This is a genomic window from Methylobacterium sp. E-065 (genome assembly GCF_022829605.1).
Classification (GTDB): Bacteria; Pseudomonadota; Alphaproteobacteria; order Rhizobiales; family Beijerinckiaceae; genus Methylobacterium.
The window spans coordinates 76,641-94,104 of the sequence record NZ_JAKSYD010000068.1 but is presented as its reverse complement, the minus strand read 5'-3'; the positions used below and the strand labels follow the sequence as shown (position 1 = coordinate 94,104).

16 protein-coding genes and 1 tRNA gene are annotated in these 17,464 nt (G+C 68.0%); 11 read left to right on the top strand and 6 right to left on the bottom strand.

The window, feature by feature from the left end; all coding sequences use genetic code 11:
* Window positions 1-560, bottom strand: a 560-nt coding sequence (gene ruvB / locus MKK84_RS06795) for a Holliday junction branch migration DNA helicase RuvB (RefSeq protein WP_243917889.1), incomplete at its 3' end; no start/stop codon positions are given.
* Between the two features lie 209 nt (window positions 561-769).
* On the opposite strand from ruvB, the gene MKK84_RS06790 reads away from it, so the two are divergent.
* Entirely contained in the window at window positions 770-1,003 is a 234-nt protein-coding gene (locus MKK84_RS06790; RefSeq protein WP_243917886.1) for a hypothetical protein, read from the top strand.
* 123 nt (window positions 1,004-1,126) lie between these two features.
* On the top strand, window positions 1,127-1,492 hold the full coding sequence (locus tag MKK84_RS06785) for a hypothetical protein (protein WP_243917885.1): 366 nt from the start codon (window positions 1,127-1,129) through the stop codon (window positions 1,490-1,492).
* On the opposite strand, the gene MKK84_RS06780 is transcribed toward MKK84_RS06785, so the two are convergent.
* Window positions 1,464-1,820, bottom strand: a complete 357-nt coding sequence (locus MKK84_RS06780; protein WP_243917883.1) for a hypothetical protein — start codon at window positions 1,818-1,820, stop codon at window positions 1,464-1,466. The genes MKK84_RS06785 and MKK84_RS06780 overlap by 29 nt on opposite strands.
* A gap of 73 nt (window positions 1,821-1,893) precedes the next feature.
* Here MKK84_RS06780 and MKK84_RS06775 point away from each other — a divergent pair, with 73 nt between their 5' ends.
* Both MKK84_RS06775 and MKK84_RS06770 read left to right on the top strand, forming a co-directional pair.
* The gene (locus MKK84_RS06775) at window positions 1,894-2,787 is read left to right on the top strand and encodes a GGDEF domain-containing protein (protein WP_243917881.1); all 894 of its coding nucleotides are present in this window, start codon (window positions 1,894-1,896) and stop codon (window positions 2,785-2,787) included.
* 215 nt (window positions 2,788-3,002) lie between these two features.
* A complete protein-coding gene (locus tag MKK84_RS06770) occupies window positions 3,003-3,689 on the top strand; it encodes a LuxR C-terminal-related transcriptional regulator (RefSeq protein WP_243917879.1) in 687 nt (228 codons plus the stop codon).
* A 35-nt stretch (window positions 3,690-3,724) separates the two neighbouring features.
* On the opposite strand, the gene MKK84_RS06765 is transcribed toward MKK84_RS06770, so the two are convergent.
* Window positions 3,725-5,020 carry a DNA topoisomerase IB gene (locus MKK84_RS06765; protein WP_243917877.1) on the bottom strand — a complete coding sequence of 432 codons (1,296 nt, stop codon included), beginning with the start codon at window positions 5,018-5,020 and terminating at the stop codon, window positions 3,725-3,727.
* Window positions 5,021-5,143: 123 nt separating this feature from the next.
* On the opposite strand from MKK84_RS06765, the gene MKK84_RS06760 reads away from it, so the two are divergent.
* The 4 genes from MKK84_RS06760 (at window position 5,144) to MKK84_RS06745 (ending at window position 8,506) form a co-directional block, all read left to right on the top strand.
* Complete coding sequence (locus MKK84_RS06760) at window positions 5,144-6,304, top strand: glycosyltransferase family 4 protein (protein WP_243917875.1); 1,161 nt, start codon at window positions 5,144-5,146, stop codon at window positions 6,302-6,304.
* 2 nt (window positions 6,305-6,306) lie between these two features.
* Window positions 6,307-6,966 (top strand): class I SAM-dependent methyltransferase, encoded by a 660-nt coding sequence (locus MKK84_RS06755; protein ID WP_243917873.1) that lies wholly within the window; start codon window positions 6,307-6,309, stop codon window positions 6,964-6,966.
* 175 nt (window positions 6,967-7,141) lie between these two features.
* On the top strand, window positions 7,142-7,732 hold the full coding sequence (locus MKK84_RS06750; RefSeq protein ID WP_243917871.1) for an NAD(P)H-dependent oxidoreductase: 591 nt from the start codon (window positions 7,142-7,144) through the stop codon (window positions 7,730-7,732).
* 156 nt (window positions 7,733-7,888) lie between these two features.
* Window positions 7,889-8,506 carry a cytochrome b gene (locus tag MKK84_RS06745; protein ID WP_243917869.1) on the top strand — a complete coding sequence of 206 codons (618 nt, stop codon included), beginning with the start codon at window positions 7,889-7,891 and terminating at the stop codon, window positions 8,504-8,506.
* A 3-nt stretch (window positions 8,507-8,509) separates the two neighbouring features.
* On the opposite strand, the gene MKK84_RS06740 is transcribed toward MKK84_RS06745, so the two are convergent.
* Together MKK84_RS06740 and MKK84_RS06735 are read right to left on the bottom strand one after the other, a co-directional pair.
* A complete protein-coding gene (locus MKK84_RS06740) occupies window positions 8,510-9,370 on the bottom strand; it encodes an AprI/Inh family metalloprotease inhibitor (protein ID WP_409566458.1) in 861 nt (286 codons plus the stop codon).
* Window positions 9,367-10,332 carry a 2-hydroxyacid dehydrogenase gene (locus MKK84_RS06735; protein WP_243917865.1) on the bottom strand — a complete coding sequence of 322 codons (966 nt, stop codon included), beginning with the start codon at window positions 10,330-10,332 and terminating at the stop codon, window positions 9,367-9,369. The genes MKK84_RS06740 and MKK84_RS06735 overlap by 4 nt, the downstream gene beginning before the upstream one ends.
* A 240-nt stretch (window positions 10,333-10,572) precedes the next feature.
* Between MKK84_RS06735 and leuC the strand changes: the two genes are divergently transcribed.
* From leuC to MKK84_RS06720, 3 genes are all read left to right on the top strand, one after another.
* The gene (gene leuC / locus MKK84_RS06730) at window positions 10,573-11,985 is read left to right on the top strand and encodes a 3-isopropylmalate dehydratase large subunit (protein ID WP_243917863.1); all 1,413 of its coding nucleotides are present in this window, start codon (window positions 10,573-10,575) and stop codon (window positions 11,983-11,985) included.
* Between the two features lie 67 nt (window positions 11,986-12,052).
* Window positions 12,053-12,137, top strand: a tRNA-Leu gene (locus MKK84_RS06725).
* A 92-nt stretch (window positions 12,138-12,229) separates the two neighbouring features.
* Window positions 12,230-13,966: a tyrosine-type recombinase/integrase gene (locus MKK84_RS06720; protein ID WP_243917861.1), complete on the top strand. Its 1,737-nt coding sequence runs from the start codon at window positions 12,230-12,232 to the stop codon at window positions 13,964-13,966.
* 133 nt (window positions 13,967-14,099) lie between these two features.
* Here the strand turns inward: MKK84_RS06720 and MKK84_RS06715 are convergent, their stop codons facing one another.
* Complete coding sequence (locus MKK84_RS06715) at window positions 14,100-17,399, bottom strand: tetratricopeptide repeat protein (protein WP_243917859.1); 3,300 nt, start codon at window positions 17,397-17,399, stop codon at window positions 14,100-14,102.
* Window positions 17,400-17,464: the final 65 nt, after the last annotated feature.

Below are 17,464 nucleotides of genomic sequence, written 5' to 3'. Positions count from 1 at the left end.
TCGTAGAACTCGAGCCGGATCGGGATGCCGAACCGGTCGCGCAGCGGCGTGGTCAGCAGGCCCGCGCGCGTGGTGGCGCCGACCAGGGTGAACTTGGGCAGCTCGATCTTGACCGAGCGCGCCGCCGGGCCTTCGCCGATGATCAGGTCGAGCTGGTAATCCTCCATGGCCGGGTAGAGGATCTCCTCGACCGCCGGGTTGAGCCGGTGGATCTCGTCGATGAACAGGACGTCGCGCTCGTCGAGATTGGTGAGCTGGGCGGCGAGATCGCCGGCCTTGGCGATGACCGGCCCGGAGGTGGAGCGGAAGTTCACCCCGAGTTCGCGGGCGACGATCTGGGCGAGCGTGGTCTTGCCGAGCCCGGGGGGCCCGACGAACAGCACGTGGTCGAGCGCCTGGCCCGTCTTGCGGGCGGCCTCGATGAAGATCTGCATGTTGGCCCGGGCCGCGCGCTGGCCGATGAACTCGGCCAGGCTCAGCGGACGGATCGTCTGGTCGACGTCCTCGGTCCGCTTCTCCGGCGTCAGAAGCGCGTTGGTCGGCGGTTTCGGCTTGCTCATAAACCCTGGCTTCCGGACCCTCGCAGCGTGGACCAAGCGCGGCAATCCCCGAGCCGGGGCATCTGCAGGGCGCCGTCGCGTCTGGGCTCGATCTCCTTAACGGCGATTGCAGGGAAATCTAAGCGCCCCCGCTTGCGATGAAACCGAAACGGTCGGCCGCGCATTTCTGCATCAATCCCGCAGTACGGCCGCAGGGCACTCTCTCCATCATGACATTTCGCACGACCGCACTCGCCGCAGCCGCAGCCGCGCTTCTCCTTGCCACCGCAACGGCCCAGGCCGCGACGGATCCGGTCGAGACCAAGGTCGCCGATGCCAGCCCGCAGGCGCACGCCATTGCGGGCGTGGACCGCGACGACGAAGCCAGCTGCAGCCGGGCCCGTCGCCGTCTGTGGATCGAGGGTGAGGGCTGGGTCGTCCGTCGCATCACCACCTGCCGCTGAGCCTACCCAAGTCGTCCGGCGTTAAGCAGTCTTCGCGGCTGGAGCCGCGGAACGGTGTGGGGTGGACCCGGTTGCCCCTGCATCCTGCGCGACCCGCGCCTTTCGACGGAGTGGAACCGGCCCATGGCGATCCGGACGATCCTGCCGCTCATGGCCTTCATCCTGGCCACGCCCGCTGCGGCCCAGGGCCTCGGAGGTCCAACGCCCTACGCAGATGGGTACGGCTTCGCCGGGGAGTTCGTGCGGGGCGACTATATCGGGGCGCCCCTGACCCGCGTGCCGCGGCCCTCGGAGCTCGTCCCGTCACCCTGGAGCTACGGCACCTACGGCGTTCCCACGGTCTCCGGAATCGCAGCTGCCCCGACGGCTCGGCCGATGCTGACGGTGATCCAGGCGGCCGGCGCGAAGGGTCGCCAGCGCCTCGGGGCGGTGGCCGAGGAGCGGACGGCCGGAGCCCAGATCATCGCGGTCCGGGTTCCCCGTCGCTGAGCGCGGCGTACCAGTCCGCGTAGGGCGTGGTACGCACCAGATGCCGGTTGAGATCGGGCGCCCCGTCGCGCCACCAGACCGGTCCCCGCTCGCCCAGCCCCACCTTGGCGGCATCGACCGCAGCGCGGGCCGCTTTCAGGGCCTCGGCGGCGCCGGACGCGCCCTCGCGCTCGGACTGCTTGGCCGCCTTCACGGAACGGCGAGCCGCCATCAGATCGGCCACCAGATCCGATCGACGCTCCGGCGAAAGATCGGGGTTCGCGCAGCGCCAAAGTCGTCCGCGAACAATGATATAGCGCTGATCCGGGGTAGTTATTGCTACGCTCATATTATTATCTGGCCCGTTTGTGGTGGGTTAAGTCTTCTGCGCCAGACTGCGGATATCGTGTCCAGGTCACGCCATGCAGATCGTTATCGTCGATTCGAGCCGGGTCGTTCTTCAGATCATCACGTCGTTGATCGAGCCCCGGGGCCACACCGTGCACGCCTTCACGGATTCGGCCCAGGCGCTCGCGTTCCTGAAAGGCACGCCGGCCGTGCGTGTCCTCATCACCAGCCTTGAGGTCCGGCCGCTCTGCGGGCTCGAATTGTGCTGGTCCGCGCGGTTGCTCGCAGAGGAGCGGGGGCCTCTGCACGTCATCACGATGTCGTCGATCCGCAACGTCCGCAGCCTCGCCGAGGCGCTGGACAGCGGTGCCGACGACTTCATCGAGAAGCCGCCGAGCGCCGAGGAGCTGAACGCGCGGCTGCGCGCGGCCGAGCGCTTGACCACCATGCAGGAAGAGCTGATCCGCCTCGCCGAGACGGACCCGCTGACCGGCGCCCTGAATCGCCGCGCGTTCTTCAACCGGGCCCGCATCGCCGCAGCTCAGAATGGCCGGCCGGGCGGCGTCTCGGCGATCCTGGCCGACATCGATCACTTCAAGCGCATCAACGACCGGTACGGGCACGATGTCGGCGATCTCGCGATCACGGCCGTGGCCGATCTGATCGCCGGCGGCGGTATCGGTGGTCGGCTCGGCGGAGAGGAATTCGCCCTGATCCTGCCGGGATGCTGCATCGCGGATGCGACGGCGTGGGCCGAGCGCCTGCGTGCGAGTGTGCAGGACCTTCGGATTCGCGCGGGCAACGCGACCGTCACGCTGAGTTGCAGCTTCGGCGTCAGCAGCTGGATCGACGGGGACAGCGTCGAAGCCTTGATGAAGCGTGCGGATATTGCCCTCTACGCAGCCAAAAGCGGCGGGCGGAACCGCGTCGTGGCGTCTTCGGACCACGCGATGCCAGTCGTCGCGTAATGAGCCAGCGGCGCTGCCCCAAATCGGAACGCTGCAATTAAGCATACCGCAGCCCGATCCCAGAACGGGACGCGGCCTGATTAAAATCACCTGATTTGGCGGCATATATGCCGATATAAAGCTTAATATTTCTGAATTCGTGGTGGAACAGTTCTTGGAACTTAGCCTCCGATCCCGGACGTCTGTATCGAGCCGGGAGAGTGGAGTGCGAGGCAATGAGTACCGCCGTTGGCGTCCTGATCCTGGATGAGCCGCAGGACCTGAGCGCGACTGTCCGCGCCACCCTGGAACACATGCCGGAATTCCATACGATCGGCGAGGCCGATCTGGAGTTCACCAATACCGAGCACGCGGTCGCCCTGGTCTTCCTCGACGAGATCCGGCTCGCCGACGGGATCGCGCGCATCGTCGATCTCAAGGAGCGGCAGCCGCGCCTGCGCACCCTGGTGGTGTTCGGTGCACTGACGGCCGACGATCTCCGCGCCCTGCTGACCGCAGGCGCCGACGCCTTCGTGGCGCGCTCGAAGGCCCCGCGCGAACTCGCGGCGGCGCTCCTCGCCCTCGCAGAGGGCTCGGATTGTCTGGTTCCGCCGGAGCAGCCCCTGGCGCTGTCCAACGAGCCGGCCGACAGCCTTGGGCTGACGCCGCGCGAGGCGGAGGTGCTGCGCTTCCTCAGCTCGGGTTTCAGCAACAAGGAAGTGGCCCGGCGCCTTGCGCTCAGCGTCCGCACGGTCGAGACGCACCGGCTCAACCTGCGGCGCAAGACCCAGACCGGACGCCTGAAGGACCTCGTTTCCCTGGCACGCCAGCTCGGGCTGGCCCCGGTCGTGGACACGGCCGATCAGGTCCGACGCAACGCCGACCGGCGGTCGCCCAGCAACACCATCCAGTCCCGGCACTGATCGGAAACCGTGAGACCGCGCAGGGTGTCGCCGACTCAGGCGGCACCGACCCGCGCCTCGGCACCGACGCGTGCGTCGGCTCCGGCCGGCGACGGGAGTTCCGCCTTGGCGGCCGCAGCCTTGATGGCTGAAGCCTTGGTGGCTGAAGCCTTGGTGGCTGAAACCTTGGAGGCCGTAGCCTTGGGCCGCGCCTTCCGTCCCTGAGAACCCCGCTTGGCGGCCGGCCTGACCGGCTTGCCGCCCCCCGCCTTGCCATCGCTCGCGGAGAGCCGGGCCTGGAGCAGCGCGAGGACGGCAGCTTCCTCCGATCGGAGGCTGGAGAGATCCTCGCTCAGCTCGGACTCGACGACATCCTTCACGTGCTCGAGCAGGCCCCCTTCCATGTAGCAGTCGAGGACTTGCGGATGGATGTAGCACTTGCGGCAGATGGTCGGCGTGTTGCCCAGCCGCCCCGCCACGCTCTCGATCGCGGCCCGGACATTACGCTTGGCGGCCGCGTCGCTGTCGAAGCTCTCGAAGGCGCGGAGCGCAAGGGCGGCCAGCACCGTGCCGGCCCAGGTGCGGAAATCCTTGGCGGTGAAATCCTCGCCCGTGATCTCGCGCAGATACGCGTTCACGTCCGAAGAGGTGACGTCGCGCTGCGTGCCGTCCGCGTCGATGTACTGGAACAGCTCCTGCCCGGGCAGGTCCTGGCAGGCCTTCACGATCCGGGCGACGCGGCGGTCCTTCAAGGACACGTCCCAGGTCTTGCCGCTCTTGCCCTTGAAGCGGAACGACAGGGCGGATCCTTCGATGCGGACATGCGGGTCGCGCAGGGTGGTGAGCCCGTAGCTCTTGTTGGTGCGCGCGTAATCGTCGTTGCCGACACGGATCAGGGTCGTCTCCAGCAGGTGGACGACCGTGCCGAGCACCTTCTCGCGCGGGAGCCCCAGCCGCTTCATGTCGGCATCGACCCGCTGGCGGATACGCGGCAGGGCATCCGCGAAGGCCATGATCCGTGCGAACTTGTTGGCTTCGCGCGCCTGCCGGAAATCCGGATGGTAGCGGTACTGCTTGCGCCCCTTGGCGTCCCGGCCGGTCGCCTGGATGTGGCCGTTGCGGCGGGGGCAGATCCAGACGTCCGTGTAGGCCGGGGGGATGGCGAGCGACTTGATGCGGGTCAGCACCGCCTTGTCGCGCACCGGGGCGCCCCGCGCGTCGAGATAGCGGAAGCCGGTGCCGCTGCGCTTGCGGGTCAGACCCGGCCGGCCGTCATCGACGTAGGCCAGCCCGGCCTCCTCCGCCGCTTCGCGCAGGGTCCCGCCACCTTCGACCGTTTCGACCGCCGCCATCACCCGTTCCTCCCGCATACGCCGCCGGCTAGAAGGCTTCGGTCAACCGGCGGTGCGCGAGCCCTGTTCCTGGCCTGCGCATCCGCCGCAGGCCGATCCGCCGCGGCGTGCTAGAGGGCTGCGATGACGCCTGCCGCCCCCGAAAACTTGCCCGCACCGATGCGCCGCATCGCCTTCGTGGTGACGGAGGACTGGTTCTTCGCCTCGCACTTCCTGCCGATGGCGCGGGCCGCCATCGCGATGGGCCTGTCGGTCACCGTGGTCACACGGGTGCGCGCCCACCGCGCCGCCATCGAGGCGACCGGCGCCAGGGTCGTGCCCCTGGAGGCGGAGCGTTCGAGCCTCAATCCCATGGCCGCCGGCTACGCGGCCGGGCAGCTCGCCGGGATCCTGAAGGCGCTCCAGGTCGACATCGTCCACTGCATCGCGCTGCGCGGGATCCTGGTCGGCGGCTCCGCCGCCGCGATGGCCGGCATCCCGGCGCGGGTCTACGCGCTGACCGGCCTCGGACTTATGGGCGCCCGCAGCGACCGGCTGGGCTACGCGGCGCGGCTCGCTCTCCGGGGCTTGATCCGCGGCCCGCTCGCCTCTTCGCGCACCCGCTTCCTGTTCGAGAACCCGGACGACGCCCGGGCGCTGGGCCTCGACCCGCTGGATCAGGCGGTCACCGTCATCGGCGGCGCCGGAGTCGACCCCGCCGCCTACCGGCCGCACCCTTTGCCGCCGATGCCGCCCCTGCGCGTCGCCCTGGTCGCGCGCATGCTGTGGTCGAAGGGTGTCGACGTCGCGGTGGAAGCCGTCCGCCTCGCCCGGGCCCAGGGCGCCCTCATCGAGCTCGATCTCTACGGCGCGCCGGATCCGTCGAACCGGCGCGCGATCGCCGAGGCGACGCTGCGGGACTGGAGCCGCGACGGCGTCGCATGGCACGGGCCCACCGCCGATGTGCCCGCCGCATGGGCGTCCCACCACGTCGCCTGCCTGCCGTCCCGGGGCGGGGAGGGCCTGCCGCGCACGTTGCTGGAGGCTGCCGCCTGCGGCCGGGCGCTGGTCGCCTCGGATGTCCCAGGCTGCCGCAGCCTCGTGCGCGACGGCGTCGAGGGACTGCTGGTCCCGCCGGACGACGCGCCGGCACTGGCACGGGCCTTGGTTCGGCTGAGCCGCGACCCCACCCTCGTGGCGAGTCTCGGCGATGCGGCGCGGGCGCGGATCGAGGCGGGCGGCTTCACCGAGGCCGCGGTGACCGAGGCCGTCTGCGCCCTGTGGCGCGACCTGCTGGAGGGTTGAGGATGCGCCCGCCCGACGATCCCGCCGGCTTCATCCGGGCCAACACCCGCCTGCTGCCGGTGCCCCACGCCCCCGAGATCCGGCTCCATGTCGCCGACGAGGCGACCGCCCTGTGGGAGAAGACCGAGGAAGAGTTGGAGGCGATCGGCCTGCCGCCGCCCTTCTGGGCCTTCGCTTGGGCGGGCGGTCAGGCGCTGGCCCGCTACATCCTCGACAATCCGGACCGCGTAACCGGCGCCCGCATCATCGACTTCGCGTCGGGCTCCGGCCTCGTGGCGATCGCCGCGGCGCAGGCCGGCGCCCGGCACGTCACCGCCAGCGACCTCGACCCGTTCGCCATGGCGGCGATCCGCCTGAATGCCGCCGCCAACGACGTGGCGGGCCGGATCGAGCCGGTCTCCGACAACCTCCTGGGGACGGAACCCGAGGTCGATCTCGTTCTGGCAGCCGACGTCTTCTACGAGCGCGACCTCGCCGCGGCGGTGACGGCGTGGCTCTATGGCTTGCAGGCGCGCGGGGTTCAGGTCCTGATCGGCGATCCGGGCCGCACCTACCTGCCGCGCGACCGCCTCGAGTGTCTCGCGACCTATGCGGTTCCCGTCTCGCGATCCCTGGAAGACACCGAGATCAAGCGCAGCCACGTCTGGCGGTTGCGTCCATGAGGATTGCCATCGGCAAACGTCCCGATCGATTCACCCAATCGCGGCGCGCCGACGCGCCGAGGGTTCTTCCGGGACCGAAATGCGCTACCCTCGCCTTGGCCCACGCGGCGTGTCGGGCAGGCGCCAGATCGTTCGACGTCCCGAACCCGGGCGTCCCGCCGCGGAAGGTTATCCGATGAATATGCAGTCGAGCGCCATGCCGCATTCCGCCCGCGTCGTCGCCTTCTCGGGAAGCGCCAAGCGCCCGTCCCGGACCCGCGTCCTGGTCGAGGCGCTCGGGGCCGAACTCGGCCGCCTGCGCCGGATCGACCTGACGGTCTACGACCTGATCGATGCCGGCCCGGGCCTCGGCGCGACGCAGCGCGACGAATTGTCGGCCTCGGCCGCGCAACTGATCGAGGCGATCGAGGGTGCAGATGCGCTGATCGTCGGAACGCCCGTCTATCAAGGCGGTTACGCCGGGTTGTTCAAGCACGTGTTCGACTTCGTGGATCCGGCCCGGATGGCGGGAATGCCGGTGGCGATCACCGCCACGGGGGGCGGCCTGCGCCATGCCCTGGTGGTCGAGCACAGCCTGCGGCCCCTGTTCGGCTTCTTCGCCGCGCACGTGGCGCCGACCTCGGTCTATGCCGGCTCCGACGATATCGTCGACGGCCAGATCCTGGACCGGACGGTCGCGGCCCGGATCGGATCGGCGGCGGCGGAACTCGCGGCACTGATCGACGTGGCGCGGCCGGTGGATGTGGCCGTTCTGAACGCGCGCTGAGGTTATTCGTATAGGGGCGATGCGCCAGACATCCGACTCGCACCCTCGTCCAATCGACGCCTCGAAACCACACGCGAAAGCGATGCGATCACGCACTCCCCGGGGTCGCAGCCGGCCCTAGGTGCTGAGACGAGCCACGCTCATGCGCGAGGGATCATGTCAGGTTCTCCGATCTCGGTTGGTAAGGCCGCGCCGACCGCGCTGCCCGCGACTTACGTCACGGCCACCGGGATGCCGCGCTACAACCCGGTCGCGCAGGCCCTGCACTGGCTGACGGCCGGCCTGTTCCTGGCCGTCCTGCCGCTGGCCTGGGTGGCGATCAGCCTGCCGCCCGCGCCCGCCAAGGGCAGCATGTTCGTCCTGCACAAGTCGGTTGGCCTGACGATCCTGGCGATCGTGGTCCTGCGGATCGTCTGGCGCATGGTCCGGCCCGCCCCGCCGGATCCCCAGGCGCCGCGGCTCCTGACGCTGATCGGGCGGGTTAACCACTTTCTGCTCTACGCGATCTTCCTGATCATGCCGATCAGCGGGTACCTGCTGAGCGCCTTCTCGGGCCGCGACACGCCGTACTTTTGGCTGTTCACGATTCCGGGCCTGACCAAGGACGAGGGACCCCAACGAATCGCCGAATCGATCCACCTCGTCGGGCAGTGGTTCGTCTACGCCTTGGTGCTCCTGCACATCGCCGGCACCGCGTGGCACCTGATCATCCGTCGCGACGGCCTTCTGGAGCGGATGCTGCCGGTTCAGGACGGCCGGAATTCGTCGCTTTAGCGGCTACTCCACGCGGCGCAGCACGAAGGTCGTGCCGACCTCCGGATCGCGCCGCCAGCGGCCATCACCGCTCGGCACGAGGTCGATGCTGTGGCCGCGCTTGGCCGTGAGGGTCATCCGGCCGTTGGCGTAGCGCCAACGGACCGGATCGAACACTTCCAGGCCGCCATCGTGGCAACCGGGAACGACGTGGACGCCGCCGCCCGCCGCATCGAGCGTGAGCCGGCAGGTATCGCGCTCCTGGAACCGGTCGAGGGTGTAGAGCCCCGGCGCCGGGCCGGGCGCCACGGCCGTGGCGGTCGCCGAGGGCTGCAGCTCGGCCTGAAGGGGCGCTGCCGCCTGAAGCGGGGAGGGGGCGGGGGACGTCGCGGCGGTCGGCTCTGCCTCCGCGGCTGCCGCGGCGGCCGGACGCATGCCCACAGTGTCGAGCGGCACAAGACTGTAGTGCTCGCCGTTCTCCAGCTTGGCGACGAGGCTGCGCTTGTCGGAGCGCCGGACGAATTCGAGGATCGGGCGGACGTTCTTGTCGACCAAGCTCACGCCGTCATTGACGAACAGCCATCCGGCGATCCCGTTCATGATCGGCAGGGCCCGCCGGCAACCCGCGGGGAAGCGCAGGCGCCGGCCAGCGTCGCCGCTGTCGAGGGCCAGCGTCATCACGCAGCGCCGGTTGGTCCCATCACGCGACAGATCCCAGGTGCCCGGAGCCTCGCCGAGCCTCTCAGGGAGAGTCGGCAGGGCGGGCGGCGCGGCAGGCGTCTCCACAGGTGCCGCCTCGGGCGGCGCATCCGGGGCATCCTGCGCCGCGGCGGGCCACGGCGACAGGGTGAGGGCGGCGAGCAGGGCAGCCGAGGCCGGCTTCACGATTTCGGTCTCCACGGCGTCTCGGCGACGGGCGTCAGTGGTCCCCGCCCCTCGAACCACGAGACGACGTTGTCGACGACGAGCTGGGCCATCGCCGCGCGGGTGTGCTCGGAGGCCGAGCCGACATGTGGCAGGAGCACCGTGTTGTCGAGGGCGGCGAGATCCTCCGGCACGTGCGGCTCGTTCTCGAACACGTCGAGGCCGGCCCCCAGGATCGTGCCGGCCTTGAGGGCAGCGGTGAGCGCCGCCTCGTCGACCAGGGTGCCCCGCGCCACGTTGATCAGGATGCCTTCCGGCCCCAGCGCCTCCAGCACGGCAGCATCGATCAGGCCGCGGGTCTCGGGGCCGCCGGGGGCGACCACGATCAGGATGTGGACCGCCTTGGCCATCCCGATCAGGCTGTCGTGATAGGTGTAGGGCACGTCCGCCTGCCGGCGCCGGCCGTGATAGTCGATCGCGACGCCGAAACTCTCCAGCCGCCGGGCGATCGCCCGCCCGATCCGTCCGAGCCCGAGGATGCCGACGCGCCGCCCGCGCAGCGAGGCGGTGAGCGGGAAGGGGGCCTTGGGCCAGTGGCCGGCGCGCAGGTAGCGGTCGGCCTGCGGAAGCCGCCGCAGGGTGGCGAGGGTGAGCCCGATCGCGAGGTCGGCCACCTCGTCGGTGAGCACGTCGGGCGTGTTGGTGACGACCACGCCACGCTGCTGCGCCGCCACGGCATCGACCGCGTCGTACCCGACACCGAAATTGGCGATGAGTTCGAGCTTCGGCAGCCGGTCCATCAAGGCGGCATCGGCCCCGCCGCCGACGACCAAGGCTCGGATCCTCGATCCGACCTCGGCGAGCAGGGCGTCGGGATCCGCGGCACCGGCGAGCCGATGGACGATGTGCCGCCCTTCGAAGGCCGCCTCCACCAGCGGGTGCATCTTCCGCAGGAACAGGATCTCGGCCGGCGCATCAGGCATCGCACACTCCCACCTTCGACCGTTCGGCGGCACGGCCGGCTCCCCCATCCCGGCATAGGGCCTCGACGGGGTGCAAAGCCAGCGGGATCCGGCGCGGCCCGTGACATCCGCCCGCCGGCGCCGGGCGGCCATATGACAGGGGCGGGGCTCGCCTCTTTCGCAAACCCACCGCGATGCCTACTAAGGAAGCCGCACCATCGCGAGAATTCTGCACCGCCCCAACGTCGAAGACGAATACCGATGACCAGCCCGCGCACCCTCTACGATAAGATCTGGGACGACCACGTCGTCGATGTTCAGCCGGACGGCTCCAGCCTCCTCTACATCGACCGGCACCTCGTTCACGAAGTCACGAGCCCGCAGGCGTTCGAGGGCCTTCGCACGGCCGGCCGCAAGGTCCGCCACCCGGAGAAGACGCTGGCGGTGGTCGATCACAACGTCCAGACGTCCGACCGCAGCCAGGGCATCGAGGATCCCGAGAGCCGGACTCAGCTCGAGGCTCTGGCCGAGAACGTGCGCGACTTCGGCATCGAGTTCTACGACGCCCTCGACCGGCGCCAGGGCATCGTCCACATCATCGGGCCGGAGCAGGGCTTCACGCTGCCGGGCCAGACCATCGTGTGCGGCGATTCCCACACCTCGACGCACGGCGCCTTCGGGTCGCTGGCGCACGGCATCGGCACCTCGGAGGTCGAGCACGTGCTGGCCACCCAGACGCTGGTGCAGCGCAAGGCCAGGAACATGCGCGTCACCGTCGACAATACCCTGCCGCCGGGCGTGACCGCCAAGGACATCATCCTGGCGATCATCGGCGAGATCGGCACCGCGGGCGGCACCGGCCACGTGATCGAATATGCCGGCGAGGCGATCCGCGCCCTCTCGATGGAGGGGCGGATGACGATCTGCAACATGTCGATCGAGGGCGGTGCCCGCGCCGGCCTTGTGGCGCCCGACGCCACGACCTTTGCGTACGTGAAGGACCGACCGAAGGCCCCGAAGGGCGCGGCGTTCGAAGCGGCGTGCCGCCACTGGGAGAGCCTCGTCACGGACGAAGGCGCTTTCTTCGACCGCGAGGTGCGCCTCGACGCCGCCAACCTGCCGCCGATCGTCAGCTGGGGCACCAGCCCCGAGGACGTGATCTCGGTCCAGGGCCGCGTGCCGGACCCGTCCGAGATCGCCGACGAGAACAAGCGGCAATCCAAGGAGAAGGCGCTGGCCTATATGGGCCTGACGCCGGGTACCCGGATCACCGACATCACCCTCGACCGGATCTTCATCGGCTCCTGCACCAATGGCCGAATCGAGGATCTGCGCGAGGTCGCGCGGGTGGTCGGCGACCGGAAGGTACACGACGGCGTCTCGGCCATGATCGTGCCGGGTTCGGGCCTCGTGAAGGCGCAGGCCGAGGCCGAGGGTCTCGACAAGATCCTGAAGGCGGCGGGCTTCGACTGGCGCGAGCCGGGCTGCTCCATGTGCCTCGGCATGAACCCGGACAAACTGCGGCCGGGCGAGCGCTGCGCCTCGACCTCGAACCGCAATTTCGAGGGCCGCCAGGGTCCGCGCGGGCGCACGCATCTGGTCTCGCCCGCAATGGCGGCGGCGGCGGCGGTGGCCGGACGCTTCGTCGACATCCGGGAATGGCCACGGGGCTGAAATCGCGATTGACGGCGACGGCTCGGTTGCCTAAACGGAGCCGTCGCCGGCCGATAGCCGGCGGCATGCCCAGGTGGCGGAATTGGTAGACGCGCTGGTTTCAGGTACCAGTCTCGCGAGAGGTGAAGGTTCGAGTCCTTTCCTGGGCACCACCGCCCACTAAGTTGTTGGCAGGCTGATATTATAGGCGAATTTGGGCGCGACCGGTATACATCACCGGGGTACACGCCTGATGGGCCTGCGAATGACCACTGCGACGAAACGCCGCGACTCCAGGAATGACCAGTATCAGCGCCGCGTGTCGAAGGTGGTGTTGGCCAAGGCCGAGGGTCGCGTCTACCCGGTTCAGCTTCCAAAGGTAGGCGGAGCCGCCGCGGCGATTGTCAATGTTACAATCCGACCGACGATAAGCTTCTCGTTGAGGATAGCTGATAGTAGCGGTGGGAAGCTTCGCGCGGCCGCGGTCAACGCACAGCTGGACGCGTTGTTTGCAGGCGTTCTAGCTGGTCCAATCGAACTGACGCATATGGAAATTATCGCTCTGGCTGGGCAAGTTTATAATTTGCTCTTTGAAAGCTTCAAAAGCAATCCAGGCGAACCTGAACACTGGGAGGCTTGGAAAGCATTCACGTGGGCAGCTATCGAAGGACGAGTTTCCAATCCGCCGTCCGCTTCGTGGCGCGATTTTATGCTTGATCACCACGCTGCCCATGGACATTTCGGCGTTGATCGTGGTCCTGATCTTCTCGATGCGGTCGAGAGGCTCCCCCCCGGTGACAACGTAAAAAGTCTTGAGCGTCGCTTCGGCGATTTAGCCATGTGGGTTCTAGCGCGTCACGGCTATGAAGTGACGGCGAACAGCCGCCGGAAGCTATTATTTCAGATCGGGGAAGCCTCACTTCTTGCCGGTGGGCGGTTAAAGCGAGCAGCCTTGGGGGATTATTCTCCAGATCCCGCACAGCAACGCTTCCCCGCTGTCTCATCATCGCGCCCGGACGCCGCTGTAAGTCTCACGGGCCTCTTTGAAGCATGGTGGCGGGAGGCGAAGGGTGCCGGTCGGAAGCCAAGTACTTATGAGAGCTATGAGAAAACTGTCCGCTACCTCGTAGCTTTCCTCAAGCACGACGATGCCACACGGGTGACGGCGGAGGACATCGTTGCCTTCAAGGTCCATCGGCTGGCTACACCGTCAAAACTCACCGGCAAGGCGCCGTCGGCCAAGACGGTGAAGGACAGCGATCTCGCTGCGCTGAAGACGTTGTTCGGTTGGGCGGTGATCAATCGCAAGCTTCCGGCGAATCCGGCAGCCGGGCTGACGATCAAGGTCAGCAAGAGGCAGCGCGTTCGGGCGAAGGGGTTCGTCGAAGCCGAGATTCACGCGATCCTCTCGGCCGCGCTGCACTACGTCGCCGGTAAGCAAGAGAACCTGCGCACGGCCGCCGCGAAGCGCTGGCTCCCATGGCTCTGTGCCTTCAGCGGTGCGCGGGTCGGGGAAATGGGCCAACTGAGGCGGCAGGACCTTCGCCGCGAGGGTGATCTTTGGGTCATCAAGATCACACCTGAGGCCGGCACGGTGAAGACCGACGAGGCGCGGGACGTGGTGCTGCACCAGCAACTGGTCGAGCTTGGCTTTCCTGCCTTCGTCGCAGCGAGCGTCGAGGGGCCGCTCTTCCTCACGCCCGGCAAAGGCGGCGATGTCCTTGGCCCGCTCGCCGGCCTGCTGAACCGGATGCGGGAGTTCGTCCGGCCCATCGTGCCCGACCCGAATGTCCAGCCGAATCATGGGTGGCGGCACCTCTTCACGACGATTTGTGAGGAGGCCGAGATCAACCCGCGCGTCTACAACGCGATCATGGGCCATGCCGGGCGCACGGTTGCGGAGAGCTACGGCGACGTCACCTTGAAGGCCAAAGCCGCCGCTATCCGCAAGCTGCCATCGTTCGATCTGGATAAACTCCGCCAGCCTGCCGGCAGCATTTGACCCTTTGCGGACCTCGCGCATCGAACACTTGAAGGACTGCTTTGCATCCGGAAGCAGAAGCTATCCACGGTCAAGGGAACTTGACGGTCCGTCGGCTGGCGGAGCGCGATCACGCCTTTGAACCGGTCAATTGCTAGACTTGGATGAAGTGCCCCCGAAGCCAATCTCGCAGGTAACCTCTGAAGGCGACCGTCCTCGGGGCGTAGTGGACGAGGCGCCGCAGCCAGTCGAGCCAGTCTTCCCGCCGGCCCCGGAGGAATGCCTCGAACACCAAGCCCGTCGCTGCCTTCCTTCTCAGGATCGGTAGGTCGCCGTGGTAGTCCCAAACCGCCTCGAGGAACTCGACGACCACCATGAGGTGGGAGGTCATCTCCGCGCCGCTCCCCCCGATATACTTCAGGGCAGCCTTGAGGCGGCATAGCCGGTCGTCGTCCTGCCGGCAGATTTCGTGGAGGGCATCGCCCTTGAGCGACACGAAGGAATGCTGACGGGCCGCCAAGCCGACTAGGGCCGTGCCATAGGCGGCCAAAGGAAGCGCGCCGGTCTCGACCGCGGTCATCAAGACCCCCTGCATCCAGACGCCTTCGCACCCGGTCGCCGCCGTGGCCCAAGAACGGTAGCGTGCATCGTCCGAGAGCAAGGGCACGCCGTGTTCCTGCGCGAGGAAAGCCGCGTCGAGAAAGCTCGAACCGGCCATTTCCAGCATCGTGTCGGCGACTTCGGACGTCTCGTCCGGAACCAGAACCGAGCGGACCTCGCACGCCGCGACGATCTTGTCCCGACCTGCCTCAAGCACCGCGATCTGGGAGCGGAGAAAATCGTCGTCGATCTCCTCCCGGTAGAATTGACCCTCGTGCCACGACATCGTCATCTGGCGGTGGCCAATTCCTTGGCGCTGCTTCTCGATCATGCGCTCGATCATGCGGATGCAGGAAGCGGGAGCGTAAAGCATTCCGAACCAGGACTTCAGCGTCGGCAGCAGGTCCATCTCCCCGGCGATCCACGCCGTGTAGGGATCCAGGACCGCGCCGCGCCTGCGCGCCGCTAGCGCCGTGGCGCAGGCCACCTCTCGTTCTTTGCCGTCGCCGGTGCAGGTGGTGACGTGTGCGCCGAGCGTCCTCACGTACTGCGCGAAGCCCACCGGATCGCCTCCGAGCGCACGAGCCACCACTGTTAGCGGCAGATACTGATCGACGTAGAGCCTAGCGGTTCGCTCGTTATGCTCCGCAGACCTGCGGACCATCGCCAGCGCCGCCGAGACGTCGCCTTCCGGCATCGTGAACCGCGACAGCCCCGGCGTCCCGGGAAACCTGATCTCGAATTCCTCCATGATCCGCTGGTGGAGCTGAAGGTACTTCCCGTGGACAGACGCGACCGTCCATGTCTCGGGGTCGCCTCCCATTTTCGGGATCTCGAACGTAGCGCCCTGCCGCTTGCCTGCGACAAGCCTCGCGATAGGGCTGCCGGGCGTCTCGACGGGAATGCCGAAGAACTCGGGTCCGTCGTCGATGGCAAAGGATCGGCGTGCCCCCGTGGGTCCTTCGAGCGCGATGAAGGCGCCTGGGCCAGCTTCCTTCATCCGGAAGCCCGGTCCCCCATCCCGGAGAAGCCCGAGGCCGACGTATCCCAGGGCGATGTCGGGGCGATCGGAGTGCCTCCTGACGAGCTCGTAAGCCGCCGCGTAGGCCTCGTCACGACTCCCGGCCGCGGCAACCTGCGAAATCAGCGTCATCGCGTGCTCGGGTGCCCCCTTCATCCGTTGCAGTGGCACCGACCTAAGAAGCTTGCGGGCGGCCTTCGCCTGGCCGGAGCGTCGCATTGCCTCGACGAGACGGAGCGTCACGTAGGTATCGTCTTCCTCCGCGGCGCGCAGGCGACGCAGCAGGGCCAGCGCGTCGGGCACCTTGTCGAGATCCAGCAGGATGCTGGCATGCGCCCGCGCTATCTCATGGCTTGCCCGGACCGCAGCCGGTAGTCCCTCGAAGAACCGCAGGTTTCTGGAACGATGTGGCCGCTCGTTCGCGTGCGCGATGGCAAGCCACGCGTTCTCCCGCTCGTATCCCCGGGCCGGGACGTTGCCGTCCAGCAACTCGATGATGTCGGACGGGATGCCGAGGTCACGCGCAAGGCTAGCCACCATCAATCGGCCGGCCATGTGCGTGTCGGCATCCACGCAGGCGAGCGCATCCCTATAGGCGCGCTCGGCCAAGGCGACATCGCCGGTCTCGGTCGCGACGCGGGAAACGAGCACGAGCGCCCGAGGGCTATGTGCGAATTCGGTCAGGAGATCTTCGAGGGCGGGCGCATCCGCCGTTCGTGCTCTCACCTTCGCCAAGCGGCAGATGGCGTCGACCACCGGTCGCTCGAAGTCCGGAACGTTCGCGACCGCAAAACGCTCGGCCGCCAGGTCCCACCGCCCGTCCTGCACGTCGATGTAGCCCGCATGGAAGGCTAAGTCAGGGTCGTCGGGAAGGCGGTCGATCAGGCGGCGTCCGAGTTCCATGGCCCCGTTCGCGAGCGCGACCATAACTGCGTTCAGGAGCACGTCGTGCTCTACGAAGCCGGCATCCGCGATCTGCGTCGCCCTCTCGACCGCCTTCTTAGTGTCGCTGAGGATGTGATGGGCGATCATGGCACCCACCAACGCCTCGACGCCGTTCTCGAAGCGGCTTCTCAGGCTGAACCGAACCGTCGTCCAGTGCGCATCAAGCACCTCAACGCCAGATTGGAGGCGCCGACGTTGGTCCTCCGTCGGTAGATGGGTTCGCTGAACGCGCTCGTCGCGGCTGATTTCGTCGATGTCCGCCAGAGCGCGGACGAACGCCAAATGCTTCGAGGTCGGGAACAGGTCCAGGCCGCGACGGGCCAATTCCCACCAGATCGGGCGGCTCTCGCGCCCACGATGGAAGGCAATTTCCCCGGCCGCGACTTCCTCGCATCCGCGGATGCCTTCCGGGACATCGGCAAGCGGGCGTTCAATCTCGGGAAGCCGCACGGCAAACTGAGGTAGGTAAGAGGCGAGTGTTTTGTTCGTCGGGTCCCGCCGCAGTTCCTCGGCAGCGAAGTCGTAGGCAGCCCGTACCTCGCCGCGGACAAAATAGGCGAGCGCGCGGTTGGCCACGGCTCGCTGATCCGTGGGCGCCTCTTCGAAGGCTTCGAGCAACCAGCGGCTGGCGCTCTCGCCGTCGTCGAGCGCGAGGTACCGATGACCGATGTTCGCCTTAACGCGGAAACGGATGGTGCCACTGGCCGCCGGGGGCAGTTCGTCCAGCAGGTGCAGAAAGTCCTGCAGGGCCTCGGCAGGATCAATCGCGTGGGCGCGGTCGCGAAGCCTATCGATCTGCCGATCGAGCAGTTGCCCGAGCGGATCGGACGAGGGCGGACCGTCGCTCGGGGCGATGCTCGACAGCCCGGACGGCGCGGCCAGCCGCATCTTCTCGGCGAGCAGCGTCGCGAGGGCATCGTGATCGACCGCCGCGTACGTCAGCGAACTGCCGG